The sequence below is a fragment of the Vibrio sp. R15-SG3-ISO1A genome (assembly GCF_059833955.1).
Genome location: NZ_JCBDGH010000012.1, coordinates 1 through 18,945 on the forward strand (window position 1 = coordinate 1; position 18,945 = coordinate 18,945).

Below are 18,945 nucleotides of genomic sequence, written 5' to 3' on the forward strand. Positions count from 1 at the left end.
TTCAGACAGGATATCACGTGTCCCGCCCTACTCGATTTCACTGAATGTGCGTTGTCAACTACGGGGCTATCACCCTTTATTGCCGGACTTTCCAGACCGTTCGTCTAACGCATATAAAGCTTAAGGGCTAGTCCAATTTCGCTCGCCGCTACTTTCGGAATCTCGGTTGATTTCTTTTCCTCGGGGTACTTAGATGTTTCAGTTCCCCCGGTTCGCCTCGTTATGCTATGTATTCACATAACGATACCTGCTTATGCAGGTGGGTTTCCCCATTCGGAAATCCCAGACTCAAGTGGTTTTTACTACCTAATCTGGGCTTATCGCAAGTTAATACGTCCTTCATCGCCTCTGACTGCCAAGGCATCCACCGTGTACGCTTAGTCACTTAACCATACAACCCCAAAGGGTCTTACGGTCAAACAACCAAAGTTGTCTGCAATTATTTAAACATGATGCAGACTCGATTTTGCCGGACTCAAATATCTTTTTATTTTACTTTTTTATAAAAAGTGAAAACAAAAAGCCAAGAACACTTGAATGTGTTTTTGTGTATTCATGTATATGGATACTTTGAGAACTTTACAAACAACAATAAATTGTTGTTTTGTCAGCTTTCCAAATTGTTAAAGAGCTAGTTTTTCAAGCAATAAAGCTTTCGAAACCATTTTTAAAAGCACTGTCGTCTTTCTTATTAAAAGAAGTGCGCTTAAAGATGGTATCCCGTAGGGGAGTCGAACCCCTGTTACCGCCGTGAAAGGGCGGTGTCCTAGGCCTCTAGACGAACGGGACAGTGGTGGAGCTAACCGGGATCGAACCGGTGACCTCTTGCCTGCCAGGCAAGCGCTCTCCCAGCTGAGCTATAGCCCCACTGTGTGCTCGTTTTACTAAACCATATCAATCTGTGTGGACACTCATAACGACAATCATCGTATAAGGAGGTGATCCAGCGCCAGGTTCCCCTAGCGCTACCTTGTTACGACTTCACCCCAGTCATGAACCACAAAGTGGTGAGCGTCCTCCCCGAAAGGTTAAACTACCCACTTCTTTTGCAGCCCACTCCCATGGTGTGACGGGCGGTGTGTACAAGGCCCGGGAACGTATTCACCGTGGCATTCTGATCCACGATTACTAGCGATTCCGACTTCATGGAGTCGAGTTGCAGACTCCAATCCGGACTACGACGCACTTTTTGGGATTCGCTTACTCTCGCAAGTTCGCCGCCCTCTGTATGCGCCATTGTAGCACGTGTGTAGCCCTACTCGTAAGGGCCATGATGACTTGACGTCGTCCCCACCTTCCTCCGGTTTATCACCGGCAGTCTCCCTGGAGTTCCCACCCGAAGTGCTGGCAAACAAGGATAAGGGTTGCGCTCGTTGCGGGACTTAACCCAACATTTCACAACACGAGCTGACGACAGCCATGCAGCACCTGTCTTACAGTTCCCGAAGGCACCAAAGCATCTCTGCTAAGTTCTGTAGATGTCAAGAGTAGGTAAGGTTCTTCGCGTTGCATCGAATTAAACCACATGCTCCACCGCTTGTGCGGGCCCCCGTCAATTCATTTGAGTTTTAATCTTGCGACCGTACTCCCCAGGCGGTCTACTTAACGCGTTAGCTCCGAAAGCCACGGCTCAAGGCCACAACCTCCAAGTAGACATCGTTTACGGCGTGGACTACCAGGGTATCTAATCCTGTTTGCTCCCCACGCTTTCGCATCTGAGTGTCAGTATCTGTCCAGGGGGCCGCCTTCGCCACCGGTATTCCTTCAGATCTCTACGCATTTCACCGCTACACCTGAAATTCTACCCCCCTCTACAGTACTCTAGTCTGCCAGTTTCAAATGCAATTCCGAGGTTGAGCCCCGGGCTTTCACATCTGACTTAACAAACCACCTGCATGCGCTTTACGCCCAGTAATTCCGATTAACGCTCGCACCCTCCGTATTACCGCGGCTGCTGGCACGGAGTTAGCCGGTGCTTCTTCTGCAGCTAACGTCAAACAAGCACGCTATTAACGTACCTGCCTTCCTCACTGCTGAAAGTACTTTACAACCCGAAGGCCTTCTTCATACACGCGGCATGGCTGCATCAGGCTTGCGCCCATTGTGCAATATTCCCCACTGCTGCCTCCCGTAGGAGTCTGGACCGTGTCTCAGTTCCAGTGTGGCTGATCATCCTCTCAGACCAGCTAGGGATCGTTGCCTTGGTGAGCCCTTACCTCACCAACTAGCTAATCCCACCTGGGCATATCCTGACGCGAGAGGCCCGAAGGTCCCCCTCTTTGGCTCGAAAGCATTATGCGGTATTAGCCATCGTTTCCAATGGTTATCCCCCACATCAGGGCAATTTCCCAGGCATTACTCACCCGTCCGCCGCTCGACGCCCTTAACGTTCCCCGAAGGTTCAGTTAAGTCGTTTCCGCTCGACTTGCATGTGTTAGGCCTGCCGCCAGCGTTCAATCTGAGCCATGATCAAACTCTTCAATTTAAGATTTTGTTGGCTCAATGAATACTGATAAGTTCCTAGTGACTAGAAGCTAGTTCCTAGAAAACTTGAATTGACTGTGCTGAATCCGAAGATTCAATGGTCACTCAGTTCATTGATAGCCAGTGATTCCTAAGAATCAGTTTTTGATTTTACTTTTTATAAAAAGTGAAAACCAAAAGTGGATTATCATCAACGAGTGCCCACACAGATTGATAGGTTTATATTGTTAAAGAGCTAGGTGTTTCTCACTTGCCGTTAGGCTCACTCGAAACGGACGGTCATTTTAGCGATTTAACTTTTAGTGTCAAACACTTTTCGCTTAATTTCAGAAACTAATTTTCATTGCGTTTCTTCGACCTATTGGCTCGATTGCATCGTGTGCTTTTCCGTGCCAACGGAGGCGCATTATAGGCAGGAATCGCATCGAGGCAAGAGGCATTTAGCAAAAATTCAGAATATTTGCGTCGTTCGCTCAAGCTTTGACCGATGCGATTTAAATAGCAGCAAAAAGGGCCGTTTTCGGCCCTTCTGTTAGAGGATAATTATTGGTGAGCAATAATTTGATCGTGACTCACCACCAGCTTCACGGGTTTATCTGGTATCACCTCACCCGCGAGGATAGATTTCGCTAGCGGGTTTTCAACGCTCTGTTGTATCGCCCGTTTCAGTGGTCTTGCACCATAGACAGGGTCAAACCCAACTTGAGCAATGAGATCGAGCGCTTTGTCAGACACCTCAAGCACAAAGCCTTTTTCTTCCATGCGAGCAGACAGTCTCGCCAACTGAATTGAAGCAATCGACTTGATATGGTCTGCTCCTAATGGGTGGAACACCACACTTTCGTCCACACGGTTTAAAAACTCTGGGCGGAAATGTTTGCTGACCACCTCCATCACTTGCTGCTTCATGCCCTCATAATCGACCTGACCAAAGCTTTCTTGGATGCGAGCAGAGCCAAGGTTAGATGTCATGATGACAACGGTATTACGAAAATCGACCGTACGACCTTGTCCATCCGTTAATCGTCCATCATCTAATACTTGAAGCAGGATGTTAAACACATCAGGGTGAGCCTTCTCCACTTCATCCAATAAGATGACCGAATAAGGCTTACGACGCACGGCTTCTGTTAGGTAGCCACCCTCTTCATAGCCCACATAACCCGGAGGCGCGCCGACAAGACGAGCCACAGAGTGTTTCTCCATAAACTCGGACATATCGATACGAACCATGGCGTCTTCACTGTCGAACATAAAGTTCGCTAGGGTTTTGCACAGCTCGGTTTTACCGACACCGGTTGGCCCTAAGAATAGAAACGAACCAATCGGTTTGTTTGGATCGGATAAGCCCGCACGACTGCGGCGAATCGCATTCGAGACCACTTCAACAGCTTCAGTCTGGCCAATCACACGCTTATGCAAGACATCTTCCATTCGCAGCAGTTTTTCTTTCTCTGCTTCAAGCATCTTCGACACAGGAATGCCCGTCTGTTTTGACAACACTTCGGCAATTTCATTGTCGGTGACCTTATTGCGTAGCAGAGTCATCTCCTGCATTTCGGCTTGGGTTGCCAAATCAAGCTGCTTCTCTAACTCTGGGATTCGGCCATATTGCAACTCAGACATGCGGTTTAAATCACCCGCGCGGCGTGCAAACTCCATATCCATTCTCGCTTGCTCGAGTTCCCCTTTAATGTGTTGAGTACCCGATAAGGCCGCCTTTTCTGCGTTCCACACCTCTTCCAGCTCAGCAAACTCTCGCTCTTTTTCACTCAACTCTTCATTGAGGATCTGCAATCGCTTCTCACTGGCTTCATCGTGTTCGTTGGTCAGCGCTTGTTGCTCAATTTTAAGTTGAATGATTTTACGCTCCAACTTATCGAGCGACTCGGGTTTGGAGTCAATCTGCATACGAATACTGGATGCGGCTTCATCAATTAAGTCGATCGCTTTGTCAGGCAATTGGCGATCCGATACGTATCGATGAGAGAGGCTCGCCGCCGCGACAATAGCAGGGTCAGTAATTTCCACATGGTGATGCAACTCATAGCGCTCTTTGAGACCGCGTAAGATAGCCACGGTATCTTCCACTGACGGCTCATCCACCAGCACTTTTTGAAAGCGTCGTTCAAGCGCAGGGTCTTTTTCGATGTACTGGCGGTACTCATCTAAGGTGGTTGCCCCGACACAATGCAACTCGCCTCGAGCCAACGCGGGTTTAAGCATGTTACCGGCATCCATTGAACCTTCGCCTTTACCCGCACCCACCATGGTATGAATCTCATCAATAAAGAGGATGATGTTCCCCTCTTCTTTAGACAATTCATTAAGGACGGATTTCAAACGCTCTTCGAACTCACCACGATATTTGGCCCCTGCAACCAGTGCGCCCATATCCAAGGAGAGTACTCGGCGCCCGCGCAATCCCTCTGGCACTTCGTTATTGATGATACGTTGTGCCAACCCTTCGACGATGGCGGTTTTACCCACGCCAGGTTCACCAATGATCACAGGGTTGTTTTTTGTGCGGCGCTGCAAGACTTGAATGGTGCGACGTATCTCATCATCACGGCCTATCACCGGGTCAAGCTTGCCTTGCTCGGCACGCTCGGTGAGATCAATCGTGAATTTCTCTAACGCTTGGCGCAACTCTTCGGCATTGGGGTCGTTGACGGTTTGTCCACCGCGAATCTTATCTATCGCCGCAGCGATTTTATCTTGAGTAAGACCTTGCTCTTTAAGCAAGCTGCCAAGTGGGCCGCGGTCTTCGATCGCCGCCAGCAAGAAAATTTCTGATGAGATGTACGCATCTTTGCGCTTTTGCGCCACTTTGTCACACAGGTTAAACAGCGTGCCCATTGCGCTCGACAATTGCACATCACCGCCAATGCCACTGACTTTGGGCAAGCGGTCAAGAATTTCACTCAATTTTGAGCGTAGATGCATCACGTCCACGTTGAGCATGGTGAGCAAAGGACGAATCGGGCTACCGTCCTGATCCATCAGCGCTACCATTAGGTGAACGGGTTCTATGTATTGATGGTCGCGGCCGAGCGCCAACGATTGGGCGTCAGATATCGCGATTTGGAATTTGCTCGTAAATCTGTCAAGACGCATACCTACCTTCCTAACTCAAATGAGGTGAACGAATTTCATCATAAAGAAAGATGGATACGCGCAAGGGCAATTTCAAGGTAGCAGGGGGGAGTTTCCCTAATAAACAGGTGGGATTATGATTCAAGCCAAATAAAACTGGCTTGTCGACCTGTCACGCCATCGCGTCGGTAGGAGTAAAAACGGTCAGCATCACGATAGGTACACAGCCCGCTTTGATAGATGGCCGTCACACCGACCGATTGAAGGCGCTGCTCAACAAGGCGATTCATATCCGCCATGTACTTGCCAGGTTGGCGGCCAGGTAAAAACGCCGTTTGGGCTTGTGAATCATGAGCGACAAATTGATCACGGACCTCTTGACCCACTTCAAACGCCTCAACGCTGATCGCAGGACCAATCCAGGCCATCAATTCGCCACTCATCAAGCGCACCGCATTCTCAACAATCCCGTCAAGTAAGCCTCGCCACCCTGCATGCACCGCGGCAACCTCTGTGCCCTCACGATTGGTCAGCAGCACCGGCAAACAATCGGCGGTCATCGCGCTACATACTATGCCGGTTTGTCGAGTCAACGCCCCATCGGCATCCAAAACCGTATCGGTCGCCGAGTCGAGCATCACAACATGGGTAGAGTGGGTCTGGTTGAGCCAAACCGGCGCCGAAGGCATGCCTGAATGCGCCATCAACCATTGGCGGTTTTGCGCTACCAACTCAGGATCGTCTCCGACATGCATCCCCACATTCAACCCTTGATAAGGAGGCATAGAAACGCCCCCCTCTCGAGTTGAGGCAAACGCTTTTACGTTCGATGGCGCTGGCCAGTTGGGGATGATCATAGACATTTAAATCTCTTCTTCCACACCATGGGTTTGAGCATCCAGTCGCAGCGCAAGGGTCATCTCAACCATGTCATCAGGCACAGGCGCATGAAACTCGAGCTCCTCGCCAGTGATCGGATGCGCAAAACGCAACATGACCGCATGCAAAGCTTGACGATCAAAACCGCGGATTTTCTCCGTCAGCTCTTGGGTTGCGCCAGAAGGAATGCGAGCGCGGCCACCATACGCGGTGTCACCCAATAGCGGGTGCTGCAAGTACGACATATGAACACGAATTTGGTGTGTACGTCCGGTCTCCAAACGCAAGCGAATACGCGTGTGTTCGCGGAAATGCTCGGCCACGCGGTAATGCGTCACCGCAGGTTTACCCATTGGGCTCACGGCCATCAGTGTGCGTTTGGTTGAGTGTCGGCCAATCGGCTGCTCGACCTTACCGCCCGCGGTCATACGACCAATCGCGATCGCTTCATACTCACGAGTAATATTGCGCTTTTGCAGAGCACGAACCAGCCGCGTTTGCGCTGGGACCGTTTTCGCCACCACCATAAGGCCCGTGGTGTCTTTGTCCAAGCGGTGAACGATCCCGGCACGAGGCACTTCCGCAATCGCTGGGTAGTGATGCAGTAACGCGTTGAGCACAGTGCCATCTGGCGTACCAGCACCTGGGTGAACCACAAAGTCACGCGGTTTGTTGATCACGATAATATCGTCATCTTCATAAACGATATCCAGAGGAATATCTTGCGCTTCCCAACGTTCTTCGTCTTCGAGTTCCGCTTGTAAGGTGATCTCTTCACCGCCCATCACTTTGGTGCGCGGTTTGGTGACCACTTGGCCGTCCACACTCACTTTGCCTTCGAGTAACCACTCTTTTAGACGTGAGCGCGAAAAATCGGCAAACAATTCGGCAATCGCCTGATCGAGGCGTTGACCTAGCTGGCTATCTTTTACTGTATTGGTTAATTCAATCTGCTGAGCCATATCGAACTTTTTTAAAAACTGTGAGACTAATAGTCTCTACTATGAAAAAATAAGCGCCATTGTATCCGTTACCGCTTAGAAAGTAACGGCGGCGTACTAAATATTTAATTCAAGGAATCGAATCCTGACATGAAACAGCATACATTATCTGGCTTATTGGCATTATCCATATTGGTTGGCTGCTCGAGCAGCGAGGAGATCGTTCCTGATGTGCCACCATCAGAACTGTATTCTGAAGCGCAACTTTCTTTGCAAAGCGGCAACTGGCTCACCGCTATTGAGCAACTTGAAGCTCTAGATTCACGTTATCCATTCGGTGCTTACTCAGAGCAGGTTCAGCTAGACCTTATTTACGCTTACTACAAAAACGATGACTTGGCGCTCGGTTTGGCGACCATAGAGCGCTTTACGCGTTTGAACCCAACCCATGAGAAATTGGACTGGGTCCTCTACATGCGCGGACTCTCTCACATGGCGCAAGATCGCAACTTTATGCATGATCTGCTCAATATCGATCGTAGTGACCGAGATCCTGAGCCGGTGAAAAAAGCATTCGCAGACTTTAAGCGTCTTCTTGAGCGTTACCCAAATAGCCCATACGCAGCGGACTCTCAAAAACGCATGTACGCGCTCAAAAATCGCCTCGCCAACTACGATTTAGCGACCGCGGATTTCTACCTTCGCCGCGAGGCATGGATTGCCGCCATCAACCGTACCCAAGAGTTGCAGCGTACTTATCCTGATACTGAAGCCGCTCGCAAATCATTGCAGATTCAGCTTGAAGCCTATCAACAACTCGGATTAGAGGATGCCGTGAAGCGAACTGAGGCGCTAATCGAGCTCAATCCGGATTCTTAAGCTATCCGTTCTTTTCTCTACTCGCCGCGCAACTTGCGGCGTTTTTGTTTCTTCAAATTACAGTTTTTTCTTCAAATTACATAGTGAGGACAAGCAAAGTGAATGAGAAGAAAATACGATGATGGGTACTCTGGCTGTCGTCAGAGATGTATTAGGAAAATCGAGAAAGGAAGAGAAAGGGAGCGCGGTGTCACACTCTTGATGCGATTAAAATGCAACCAATGATTTATTTTGACCGTAAACCGTCCCTAAAAAGCGGATGATTTTTAGCGTGTTACCTCTTCCAATCTAATGAGTTTTTATGGTTAAACAAGCTTTTTTGAGCGGTGATGAATCGACTCTTTGAGTTAGATCACGTTTGAATTTAATCCAAAAAACAGCCTACACAATAGTGATCTAGATCACTTTATTTATACCTGCGGTGAGTAATCTGGAGTTAACCCATGAGGGATGACACAGAGGAAAGCATCTATGAAAGTAAACATCACTGGTAAAAACATCGACATCACCTCTGCAATCCGCAATCACATTGAGAGCAAGTTCCAGAAGCTAGAAAAATGGCAAGTAGACATTATCGGTTGCCAAGCCACCTTTAGTGAAGAACCGAATAAACAGAAAAAATTCGAGGCTATCATCACGGTTCCTAAAGGCCAACTTATCGCTTCTGCCACCCATGAAGATTTGTACGCTGCCGTTAACGAGGTAGAACAGAAATTAGAACGTCAGCTTAATAAACTCCGCCACAAACCTGAGGCACGTCGTACGGACAAGCCACAACTGGAAGAAGTTGAAGAGTAATCAGCAGACTGAGAAGATTTGAGAATAGCGCCCGGCGGGCGCTATTTTTTTGCTTGACGCTCCATACTCCGTTGCTTATTGTGGTTGAACATTCATTTGGACTCGACTTTTATGCACCGTTCACCACTGTTCTTTTTTGACTTGTTTTTTCTCCACTAGACTGGAGGCTCGCTCGTTTTTAAAAACAAGTCAAAAACGAACAGAAAGCCTCCCATCGGGAGGCTTTTTTTATAAGGAATACTAGGATGACTGAACAAAAATACTCACTTGATGACATTCGTTTACGCTTAAACGAACTCGACGACCAACTGCTTAAACTCCTTTCTGAACGCCGTGAGATGAGCATTGAGGTTGCGAAGAGTAAAGTTCAAACATCCAAACCAGTACGTGACGCCGTACGCGAGCAGCAGTTGCTGGTTAAGCTCATCAATAATGGCAAAGAGAAGTATCAGCTCGATGCGCAATACATCACCAAACTGTTTCACACCATCATTGAAGACTCTGTACTCCTCCAGCAATCGTATCTACAAAACCTCGCTAACCCAGAACTGAGCCGCAAACCGTTAGCTCGGGTTGCTTTTCTTGGTGCCAAGGGCTCCTACTCTCACCTCGCGAGCCGAGAATACTTCAGCCGTAAAAACACTGAGTTAATTGAATTAAACTGCGATCACTTTAAAGAAGTGGCGAACACAGTGGAGTCCGGTCATGCAGACTATGGCGTACTTCCGATTGAAAACACCAGTTCAGGCTCTATCAATGAGGTGTATGACTTACTGCAGCACACCACTCTCTATATTGTCGGTGAGCTGACACTACCGATTGAGCACTGCTTGGTAGCCACGCAGGACATCCGCTTAGAAGAGATCAAAACCTTGTACTCTCACCCACAGCCCCACCAGCAATGCAGCGAGTTTTTGAGCCGTCTGAAAGGCGTTAAGCTAGAGTCTTGCGCGAGCACGGCCGATGCGATGCAAAAAGTTCAAGAAATGAACCGACGCGACGTCGCTGCCATAGGGAATGCTTCGAGCGGTAAGTTGTATGGCCTTCAAGCAATTCAAGGCAACATTGCCAATCAAACCGAGAACCACACTCGCTTTATCGTCGTTGCGCGTAAGCCTGTCGAAGTGTCGGCGCAAATTCCGGCAAAAACCACTTTGATCATGTCCACCTCTCAGCAAGCGGGTTCCCTGGTGGAAACCCTACTAGTGCTGCAACGCTACGGCATCAACATGAACAAATTGGAATCAAGACCTATCATGGGCAACCCTTGGGAGGAGATGTTCTACGTCGATCTCGAGGCGCATCTGGACTCTCAAGAAATGCAGCAAGCCCTGAACGAACTCACTCGGATTACCAAACATCTTAAAGTGTTGGGATGCTATCCGAGTGAAAATGTCAAACCTACACAAGTGAAATTGCTGTAACTTTGCTCACAGCCTAATCAATAAATTGACGATTAAAGCTGACACCTAGTGCAAATGCTCATACTATGAGTACATTAAGTTGCATAGCAAGGTGTCAGCACGTGCTGACTTTCATTCATCAACTCAATAAAGTCAGTTATGAGGCTCGCTCTTTTTTCATTCATTGCTCCGCTCTTTTGTAGCGCCATTACGTACGCCAATCCACTCAATCTCTACATGTGGGAGGACACCTTGTCCCCGAACGTGATTGACCAATGGCAGCAACAAAGCTCTACCCCGCTGCGCCTTGACCATTTTGACAACGACGACAAACGCAGTTTATTAATGCTCCGCACTGACCAGTTGCCGTTTGATGTTGTCGTACTTGATAACGTCTCTGCGCAAATCTATGGTCGCCTCAACATGTTTGAGGACTTAACTGACCTCTCCAACCGTCAACATAATGCGGCTAAGTGGAATCAAGTCTGCGGCCCCCATGCCGTTCCTTACTTTTGGGGGACAGTGGGCATTGCATTTCGGCACTCGGCGGTGGACCATCCTCCCGCAACATGGCATGACTTCGTCTACCCGCCCCAAGAGCACGAAGGTAAGATCGGCATGATCAACGACAGCATCGAAAGCTTTCTTCCGCTGTTTTATGCGCTTGGTCTCTCTCCGATCGAAGATAACCCGGACATATTACAAAAGGCATACCCACAGTTAATTGAATTTAGTGACCGAGTGCTGACCTTTGAGTACATCCTCAGCTATATCCGTAGCCAAGCCGATGCCAACGCACTGGACATGGCGCTGGCCTACAGCGGAGATCAATATTCTCTTAATCGCTTCTACGGTGAAGGGAAATGGGGCTTTGTGATTCCTGAAGGACAGTTGTTCATTTGGGTCGACTGTCTGGCGATTCCGAAAAGCAGCACCAACAAAGACGCCGCCAAAGCCTTTGTGAATTTCCTGATGGATCCCAATGTTGCTGCAATAAATGCAACAGATATTAAAGCTGCAACGCCCAACTTAAGTGCATTGAAACTGTTGCCAGAATGGTACATAAATGATGCATCATTATTTCCAGAATCAAGCAGGGTCGAGGGGGCGCTGATAGACAGCGAGCTCACCGCGGCCAACATAAGCCTAAGGGCAAAAATTATTAATAGTATTCTCAAACGTCATGAAGCTCAGCACTAGAGTCTTACTGCTGGTTGCCCCCGTGGTGCTGATGAGCGCGGCGGTATCTAGCTATAGCATCTACATCAACCAAAAAGATGCGTTAATTAAACGTGAGAACAGTTATCTGCAACTCACGATGGAAAAGCTCGCCGGTCACTTTCGTCAATCCGTTGCATTACTCAACAGCTACTCACTTTCATTGACCAAAAGCGACATCATCCGTTACTACCTGACACAGCCCGAAAATCCCTATCGAGAGATGAATCTGATCAGCAATTTGCAGCTATCCGTCAAGCAGCTGCAAACCAGCGACGATGATTCGATTGCCGTCGCGATTCTCGATAGCGAACAAAACGTGGAGTTCTATTCGGACAACCAATCCGACCCGTTCGCAACGCTCGATGACAACGTGCGCGACTATGTTGAGCAGACCTACCACAATAGCGGCCAAACGCGCCATCTAGGGTTTGCAAAAAACTTCCAAGGCCAAAGCATTCTGATTCGTTATGATGTGCTCGACCAAAGTACCCTCAATGTGCCGTTGAGTTATAACAAGGAGCGGGTATTTTTTGTCGTGGTGGCTTTGACACTCGACAAATATGATCAGCTCAAACACATCATCGAATTTGATAACGACAGCAGCATTTTCTATGCCCCCAAGCCCATTTTTAAGTCTGGTTTAACCCAGTCGGTCGAGCTTAAACATGGCTTGTTCGCCGTGCTTGACCCAGCGCACTATCTACTGACCGAAAAATTGGCCAAAATCGAACATAAGCTACTGCTCTCGTTTGGTGCGTCCTCTTTGGTTACCGTGCTGATCTTACTGTTTTTACTTTATCGACATGTCATTCGTCCCATCACCCGCCTTGATCACCAATTGCAAGAGGTGGAGCAACACAAGCGACACAACATCGACAGGCTAGGCAGTGACAACGAAATTGGTCGCTTGTCGATGCGTTTTTACGACATGTATCGTGAGCTCGATTCGAGCTATCAAAAAACCAAGGCAATGGCAGAAAACGATCATTTAACTCAGTTGGCCAACCGCTACCAATTTCAGATGTACGTTGAACGCAGCCTTTCCAATACTCTGGCCGTCACTCATGCATGGATTCTTTACATAGACCTCGATAACTTCAAGTACGTCAATGACAAGTACGGTCATCACATCGGCGATACGTTACTGGTCAATTTCGCCCAGCACCTGAAAACGCTGTGCGACCAACTGGAAAGCAATTTTGGCGTCAAGTCCCTCGCCTCTCGCCTTTCTGGTGATGAATTTGCCATATTTATTGCCGCTGGCAGACGAGGCGATTACGCGACCTACATCGCCAACGCGATTTTGCAACCGATTCAAAGCCATACTCACTCCCCTTTGGGCTCTTTCCCAATCACGGCCAGTATTGGTATCGCCTCCTACCCCGATGATGGCAAAGACTTGGCCAAGTTACTCTCCAATGCCGACACAGCCATGTATCAAGCCAAACGAGCCGGTAAAAACCAAGTGGCGCCATACTCGAAAGCGCTCGATGACGTGGTGCGACGCAAAGAGAAAATCGAGCGCGCGCTGCGCAGTGGTGAGTACGACAAAGAGTTCACTTTGCTCTATCAGCCCTATTACAATCGCGATGGTAGTGAAATTCGCGGGGTTGAAGCGCTGCTGCGCTGGGAGTCGCCAAAGTTAGGGCGAGTCGAACCCAGTGAGTTTATTCCAATCTCTGAACAAACCGGCCTATTTGGCAGTATTGATCGTTGGGTGATTGAAGAAGCTTTCAAAGACTTTGCCGATATTCAGAGTAGCTTTGACGGCCCAGTGCAAGTCTCTATCAACCTGTCATCAGCAGAACTCGACTCGTTACAACTCGCCCAGTTTATTCAGACAATGAGCGACAAGTATCACGTGACTCCTAGCTTGATCGATTTTGAAATTACCGAGACCTTTGCTTCAGACTCCCAGAGCTATCTACTGCTTCATGAGTTGTCGATTATGGGCTTTAAGCTCGCCATTGATGACTTTGGCTCTGGCTATACCTCCATCGTTCAACTGGTCGAGTACCCAGTGCAAAAGATCAAGCTTGATAAAGAATTCTTAGCCACGCTAGTCAAAACCGATAACCGTAAAGTGATCAAACCCTTGGTTGACCTTTGCCACTCACAATCTATGATAGTCACCGCTGAGGGCATTGAGACGCAAGAGGATCATGAGTGGCTAGCCAGTTATGAATGTGACTATATGCAAGGCTATTACTTGTCTCCGCCTTTGACCTTAGCGCAGCTCAGCCTAATCCACTTAGCACCAGAAGAGGTTATTGATATCCGTGAAGAAGGTTATTGTCGCTTCGCTTAACCCGGCGAAGATCAATGCGGTAAAAAGTGCGTTTCTTGCCTCGTTTCCAAACCAATCGTTTGAATTCTCTGGCGTTAGCGTGCCAAGCGGCGTCGCTGACCAACCGATGAGCAATCAAGAGACGTACCAAGGTGCTCGCCAACGTGTGACCAACGCCAAGCAGGCAGTAGCAGATGCGGATTTCTATGTCGGGCTAGAAGCCGGTATTGAAGGCCAAGTGACCTTTGCATGGATGGTGATTGAGTCTCAACAACAACGCGGCGAATCGCGTTCAGCGAGCTTAATGTTGCCACCGGTGGTCCTTGACAAGCTCAAAGACGCCAATGAACTTGGCGATGTGATGGACGAGGTCTTTGGCACTGAAAACATTAAGCAAAAAGGCGGCGCTATCAGCCTACTGACCCACGATTTGTTGACGCGTAGCTCTGTGTACCATCAAGCGCTTGTTTTGGCGCTCATCCCATTTATGAATCCAGACCACTTCCCAGTAGGTGGGGTGGAATCTTAATCGCTCTCACCGCGCTCGAGCAGAGCCGCCAACGCGGCTTTATCTTGCGCGGATTTGGATTTGAGTTCATTCGAGCCGCGCGTGATGGTAGCTACCCCTACCCCCAGCATCTGACTGATTTGACGCTGTGACAATTCCCCCTTCAGTAACTCACGGAAAATATTGACCCGCGCGACCAACGCTTCCCTTTCATCGGGCGTAAGCAGCATCGTCAGTAGCATCTCATGCTGATGAGACTCACTGCTTTTGGCGACAAGGTCTAGGATCTGTTGCCACTCTTTGTACTCTGGTTCCATTGCGTTTACTTCAGTACGACCATTGATAGCGTCAATATTCCCAAGCTTTACCTTTGGATTCAAGCGTCACGGTCTCAGTACTTCGCTTGCAGCTCTTTTTGGCTCAAAAAGTGTCCGTCCTCACCCAACACTTCACGATAGTAAGTTTCAAACATCAAAATATTTTGCACATAGCCGCGCGTTTCCTTAAAGGGGATCGCTTCAATAAAAGCGAACACGTCCAGCTTACCGTCACTGCGCTCACGCCACGTTTTGACCCGATTCGGCCCCGCATTATACGCCGCGAATGCCAGAATGCGGTTATGGTCGTAATCGTCAAGCAGCCCTTTCAGGTAGTGGCTACCGATTTCGATGTTTTTGCCCACTTCGTACAGATCCGCACTGCCTTGATAAGTTAACTGATACTTTCTCGCCGTGTATTTGGCCGTAGAAGGCATGATCTGCATAATACCGCGTGCACCGACCGGCGAACGGGCCTCGACATCCATCGCACTCTCCTGGCGAGCCAGTGACATTAGGGTGATAGGATCAATGTTGTGCTTATCGCCATAAAAATTGAACCACCAGCGATGCGCAATCGGGAAACGAATTTCTAGGTTGTCCCACATTTTGGCCTGAATACTGGCGGTGACGGTCAAATGGTGCCAACCTTTGAACGACGCATAAGCGGCCAGCATCTCTCGCTGCGATTTATTGACCCGCCCAAGCAGCCATCGCCACTCACTTTTGGCCGCGGTAATTTTATCGCGATCAATCAACTCCTCGATCCGCACGAGAGTCGTCTCAAACGGCTCAACCAGCTCGGGCGCCAATGTAATGGTGGAGGTGGGATAGACAATCGAACGCTGAAGCGCTTGCGCGGCTGCCACGCTGTAGAAGTTGCGCTGACCAACAATAGCCTCTAAACGCTGATTCGCTTGGCTCATTTGACCGGCGGCCATTTCCGCTCTCGCGCGCCAATATTGCCAGCGGAGGGTCTCTTGATAACTCACAGGGAGTGCATCAAGCCAACGACTGACCGCTGGCCAGTCATCTTCACCTATCGCCAAACGGATGCGCCGCTCGAGCAAAGAGAGGTTAGCACTGTGCGCTATCACATCATCACGCCACGCGATCAGCTCCGGCTCGTCACGATTCATCAAACGAAAAGCAATAAAATCGGCCAAATTCTGCTGAGATTCGGTGGGTAGCGACACTGCCGCCATCACGTCACTGTACTCTTGCTGCGCTTTGACAACGTTACGACGCGCGAGCTTTTTCATGCCGCTGCTGACTAACTGATGATAAAACGGTTCATCAGGAAACTGCGCTGCCGCCTTTGCCAAGGTTGCGGGATCGCGAAACAGAGATTGCGCTCGTTGTCCTGCAATTTTGGCCTGCTCACTCTCAAGTTGCTTGACCAAGTAGTTGAGTAAGCTGCCGTTTCCAGAGTCAAATACGAGTAATACCCGATCGAGCACATCACGATCACTGCGTTGGCCATGCGCATCCCAAGCGGCAAAAAGCGGGTCACACGCATCCGCAATACTGGAACCGGATCGCCATAGCGTTTTCGCGCCTTGCCATGCTAACGCTTTGTTGCCTGTTTGGTAATGAGCCCAGTAATAGTGACACTGATAACTCTCGCCTCTCGGCAGCGCTGTCTGAAATTCAAGCAAGCGCTGCCATTGGTTACCTTTGGCTAATGCGTCCAAATACGGTGCGCTGATACGCCCAGAAAAAGGCAGCGTTTTATAGCGCTCAATAAACTGATTCACCTCTGCGGAGGAGCGCTCTCCAATGTTGACTAAGAAAGCGCGATAATCGACGTAGGGCGTTAAGGGATAGTCGGCGATGTCGGGCCTTAGAGCCTGATAATCATCAACCTTTTTCTCATCGAGCAAATCTTGTGCTTGATCGTACAACGCTCGCTGAGTGGCGAGGTCGGCTACCGCTGAAGTAGCATAAGTGGCGCAGCCCACAACCGCACAAAACCAGACCGCGGTTCTAGAAAAGTAGGACAACAAACGGGAATCGCTCAGCGTCATAAAGCCTCATCCTTGAAGGGAAAACCTCTCTCTAATTAACTCGATCCTCCCCCCTGCTGTAAAGAGCTCAGATGTAAATAATAATAAATTCACACAATAGTGACATTGAGTGGCAAGGCTTGACTGACGTTGAACCGATTTCCTCCCTCTCGGGAGTAACAAAACGCGTTCGCTTGGTATAAAATGACGAGTTACGTAGATTGAATAGTTAGGAACGATCGGCAATGGCTGAATACGTATATACCATGTCGCGCGTGAGCAAAGTGGTGCCACCAAAGCGACAAATTCTTAAAGACATCTCTCTGAGCTTTTTCCCAGGCGCAAAAATTGGTGTTTTGGGCCTCAATGGTGCAGGTAAGTCGACCCTACTGCGCATCATGGCGGGTATTGATACCGACATCGATGGTGAAGCGCGTCCACAACCGGGCCTGAATGTCGGCTACCTGCCGCAGGAACCTGTGCTCGATGAATCGAAAACGGTACGTGAAATCGTCGAAGAGGCGGTATCTGATGTCGCTGGCGCAATGAAGCGTCTGGACGAAGTCTACGCGGCTTACGCAGAACCCGATGCGGATTTCGATGCCCTCGCAAAAGAGCAAGGTGAGCTAGAAGCGCTGATTCAAGCCAAAGAAGGCCACAACCTCGAAAACGCGCTGGAGCGCGCCGCGGATGCACTGCGTCTGCCTGAGTGGGATCAAAAAATTGCCCACCTATCGGGTGGTGAGCGCCGCCGTGTGGCGATTTGTCGCCTACTTCTTTCTAAGCCAGATATGCTGCTGCTCGACGAACCGACCAACCACTTGGATGCCGAATCCGTCGCGTGGCTAGAACGTTTCCTTGTTGATTACACTGGCACCGTTGTGGCGATTACCCACGACCGTTACTTCCTCGACAACGCCGCAGGTTGGATCCTTGAATTGGACCGTGGTGAAGGCATTCCATGGCAAGGTAACTACACCTCATGGCTAGAGCAAAAAGACGCGCGTCTGCAACAAGAAGCGTCACAAGAGAAAGCACGTCAAAAGACCATTGAAAAAGAGCTGGAGTGGGTTCGTCAAAACCCGAAAGGTCGTCAATCGAAGTCTAAGGCGCGTATGGCTCGCTTTGAAGAGCTGCAAAGCGGCGATCGTCAAAAGCGTAACGAAACCAACGAGCTGTTTATTCCACCAGGTGAGCGTCTTGGCGACAAGGTGATTGAAGTCTCTAACCTGAGCAAGTCGTTCGACGGCCGCGTATTGATTGATGACCTGTCGTTCAGCATGCCAAAAGGGGCAATTGTCGGCATCATCGGTGCCAACGGTGCGGGTAAATCAACGCTGTTCAAGATGCTGAGTGGTGCAGAGCAACCGGATTCAGGCACTATCGAAATGGGTGAAACCGTCAAGTTGGCATCCGTCGATCAGTTCCGTGACTCGATGGACGATTCGAAAACCGTCTACCAAGAGATTTCGGAAGGCGCGGACATCATCAAGATCAACAACTTCGAAATCCCTGCTCGCGCGTACTGCTCTCGCTTTAACTTTAAAGGCAGCGATCAGCAGAAAGTGATTGGCGAGTTGTCGGGTGGTGAGCGTAACCGTGTCCACTTAGCGAAACTGCTTAAAGCGGGCGGCAACGTGTTGCTTCTCGATGAGCCAACCAACGACCTCGACGTGGAAACCCTACGAGCATTGGAAGAAGCGCTGCTTGAATTCCCTGGCTGTGCCATGGTGATCTCGCACGACCGTTGGTTCCTTGACCGTATCGCTACGCACATCATTGATTACCGTGATGAAGGCCAAGTGAACTTCTACGAAGGCAACTACACGGAATACATGGAATGGCTGAAAAAGACCTTGGGGCCTGAAGCAGCCGAACCACACCGTATCAAGTACAAGCGCATCGCCAAGTAATCGATTACCGCTTGATCTTTACCCAAAGGCCGCTAAGATTAGCGGCCTTTCATATTGAGGACGATAGCGACTCACTGATGGTTCGCGCCATCTCAGAGCATTGGGCCTGATGGGCAAAATATTCTGTTGAGTAGGTCAACAATGAGAAGGGTCGAGGGTTTGTCTTTATCGCTTGTCTGCTAGACTCAACACATAGTCATGGGAGAAGCAACA

General features: G+C 49.3%; 12 protein-coding genes, 2 tRNA genes, 2 rRNA genes and 1 other annotated feature. Of the genes, 7 read left to right on the top strand and 9 right to left on the bottom strand.

Annotation, left to right across the window (positions count from 1 at the left end; genetic code table 11):
- From AC6R0L_RS01065 to rluD, 7 genes are all read right to left on the bottom strand, one after another.
- Positions 1–391, bottom strand: a 23S ribosomal RNA gene (locus AC6R0L_RS01065); the annotation flags it as partial.
- Between the two features lie 322 nt (positions 392–713).
- Positions 714–789, bottom strand: a tRNA-Glu gene (locus AC6R0L_RS01070).
- A 2-nt stretch (positions 790–791) separates the two neighbouring features.
- Positions 792–867, bottom strand: a tRNA-Ala gene (locus tag AC6R0L_RS01075).
- Between the two features lie 64 nt (positions 868–931).
- Positions 932–2,485 (bottom strand): 16S ribosomal RNA (locus AC6R0L_RS01080).
- A gap of 542 nt (positions 2,486–3,027) precedes the next feature.
- Positions 3,028–5,601 carry an ATP-dependent chaperone ClpB gene (clpB, locus tag AC6R0L_RS01085; protein ID WP_334554099.1) on the bottom strand — a complete coding sequence of 858 codons (2,574 nt, stop codon included), beginning with the start codon at positions 5,599–5,601 and terminating at the stop codon, positions 3,028–3,030.
- A 113-nt stretch (positions 5,602–5,714) separates the two neighbouring features.
- On the bottom strand, positions 5,715–6,437 hold the full coding sequence (pgeF, locus tag AC6R0L_RS01090) for a peptidoglycan editing factor PgeF (protein WP_500628020.1): 723 nt from the start codon (positions 6,435–6,437) through the stop codon (positions 5,715–5,717).
- A gap of 6 nt (positions 6,438–6,443) precedes the next feature.
- The gene (gene rluD / locus AC6R0L_RS01095; protein ID WP_500627977.1) at positions 6,444–7,421 is read right to left on the bottom strand and encodes a 23S rRNA pseudouridine(1911/1915/1917) synthase RluD; all 978 of its coding nucleotides are present in this window, start codon (positions 7,419–7,421) and stop codon (positions 6,444–6,446) included.
- A gap of 129 nt (positions 7,422–7,550) precedes the next feature.
- Between rluD and AC6R0L_RS01100 the strand changes: the two genes are divergently transcribed.
- From AC6R0L_RS01100 to yjjX, 6 genes are all read left to right on the top strand, one after another.
- Entirely contained in the window at positions 7,551–8,279 is a 729-nt protein-coding gene (locus AC6R0L_RS01100) for an outer membrane protein assembly factor BamD (RefSeq protein ID WP_334554096.1), read from the top strand.
- Between the two features lie 471 nt (positions 8,280–8,750).
- A complete protein-coding gene (gene hpf, locus AC6R0L_RS01105) occupies positions 8,751–9,077 on the top strand; it encodes a ribosome hibernation-promoting factor, HPF/YfiA family (RefSeq protein WP_487901925.1) in 327 nt (108 codons plus the stop codon).
- Between the two features lie 114 nt (positions 9,078–9,191).
- Positions 9,192–9,309, top strand: a sequence feature (Phe leader region).
- Positions 9,310–9,322: 13 nt separating this feature from the next.
- Positions 9,323–10,501 carry a prephenate dehydratase gene (gene pheA, locus AC6R0L_RS01110; protein WP_334554092.1) on the top strand — a complete coding sequence of 393 codons (1,179 nt, stop codon included), beginning with the start codon at positions 9,323–9,325 and terminating at the stop codon, positions 10,499–10,501.
- Between the two features lie 138 nt (positions 10,502–10,639).
- Entirely contained in the window at positions 10,640–11,680 is a 1,041-nt protein-coding gene (locus AC6R0L_RS01115; protein ID WP_500627978.1) for a polyamine ABC transporter substrate-binding protein, read from the top strand.
- Complete coding sequence (locus tag AC6R0L_RS01120; RefSeq protein ID WP_500627979.1) at positions 11,664–14,009, top strand: putative bifunctional diguanylate cyclase/phosphodiesterase; 2,346 nt, start codon at positions 11,664–11,666, stop codon at positions 14,007–14,009. Before AC6R0L_RS01115 ends, AC6R0L_RS01120 begins: the two co-directional genes overlap by 17 nt.
- Positions 13,981–14,517: an inosine/xanthosine triphosphatase gene (yjjX, locus tag AC6R0L_RS01125; RefSeq protein WP_500627980.1), complete on the top strand. Its 537-nt coding sequence runs from the start codon at positions 13,981–13,983 to the stop codon at positions 14,515–14,517. Before AC6R0L_RS01120 ends, yjjX begins: the two co-directional genes overlap by 29 nt.
- Here the strand turns inward: yjjX and trpR are convergent.
- Both trpR and sltY read right to left on the bottom strand, forming a co-directional pair.
- Entirely contained in the window at positions 14,514–14,813 is a 300-nt protein-coding gene (gene trpR / locus AC6R0L_RS01130; protein ID WP_500627981.1) for a trp operon repressor, read from the bottom strand. The genes yjjX and trpR overlap by 4 nt on opposite strands.
- Positions 14,814–14,887: 74 nt before the next feature.
- The gene (gene sltY / locus AC6R0L_RS01135) at positions 14,888–16,840 is read right to left on the bottom strand and encodes a murein transglycosylase (RefSeq protein ID WP_500627982.1); all 1,953 of its coding nucleotides are present in this window, start codon (positions 16,838–16,840) and stop codon (positions 14,888–14,890) included.
- 224 nt (positions 16,841–17,064) lie between these two features.
- Between sltY and ettA the strand changes: the two genes are divergently transcribed.
- A complete protein-coding gene (ettA, locus tag AC6R0L_RS01140) occupies positions 17,065–18,732 on the top strand; it encodes an energy-dependent translational throttle protein EttA (protein WP_334554083.1) in 1,668 nt (555 codons plus the stop codon).
- Positions 18,733–18,945: the final 213 nt, after the last annotated feature.

Coding starts and splice junctions, on each gene's coding strand:
- pgeF (WP_500628020.1), bottom strand. CDS start 6,437: ATGATCATCCCCAACTGGCCAGCGCCATCGAACGTAAAAGCGTTTGCC.
- sltY (WP_500627982.1), bottom strand. CDS start 16,840: ATGACGCTGAGCGATTCCCGTTTGTTGTCCTACTTTTCTAGAACCGCG.
- AC6R0L_RS01120 (WP_500627979.1), top strand. CDS start 11,664: ATGAAGCTCAGCACTAGAGTCTTACTGCTGGTTGCCCCCGTGGTGCTG.
- AC6R0L_RS01100 (WP_334554096.1), top strand. CDS start 7,551: ATGAAACAGCATACATTATCTGGCTTATTGGCATTATCCATATTGGTT.
- pheA (WP_334554092.1), top strand. CDS start 9,323: ATGACTGAACAAAAATACTCACTTGATGACATTCGTTTACGCTTAAAC.
- hpf (WP_487901925.1), top strand. CDS start 8,751: ATGAAAGTAAACATCACTGGTAAAAACATCGACATCACCTCTGCAATC.
- clpB (WP_334554099.1), bottom strand. CDS start 5,601: ATGCGTCTTGACAGATTTACGAGCAAATTCCAAATCGCGATATCTGAC.
- ettA (WP_334554083.1), top strand. CDS start 17,065: ATGGCTGAATACGTATATACCATGTCGCGCGTGAGCAAAGTGGTGCCA.
- rluD (WP_500627977.1), bottom strand. CDS start 7,421: ATGGCTCAGCAGATTGAATTAACCAATACAGTAAAAGATAGCCAGCTA.
- AC6R0L_RS01115 (WP_500627978.1), top strand. CDS start 10,640: ATGAGGCTCGCTCTTTTTTCATTCATTGCTCCGCTCTTTTGTAGCGCC.
- trpR (WP_500627981.1), bottom strand. CDS start 14,813: ATGGAACCAGAGTACAAAGAGTGGCAACAGATCCTAGACCTTGTCGCC.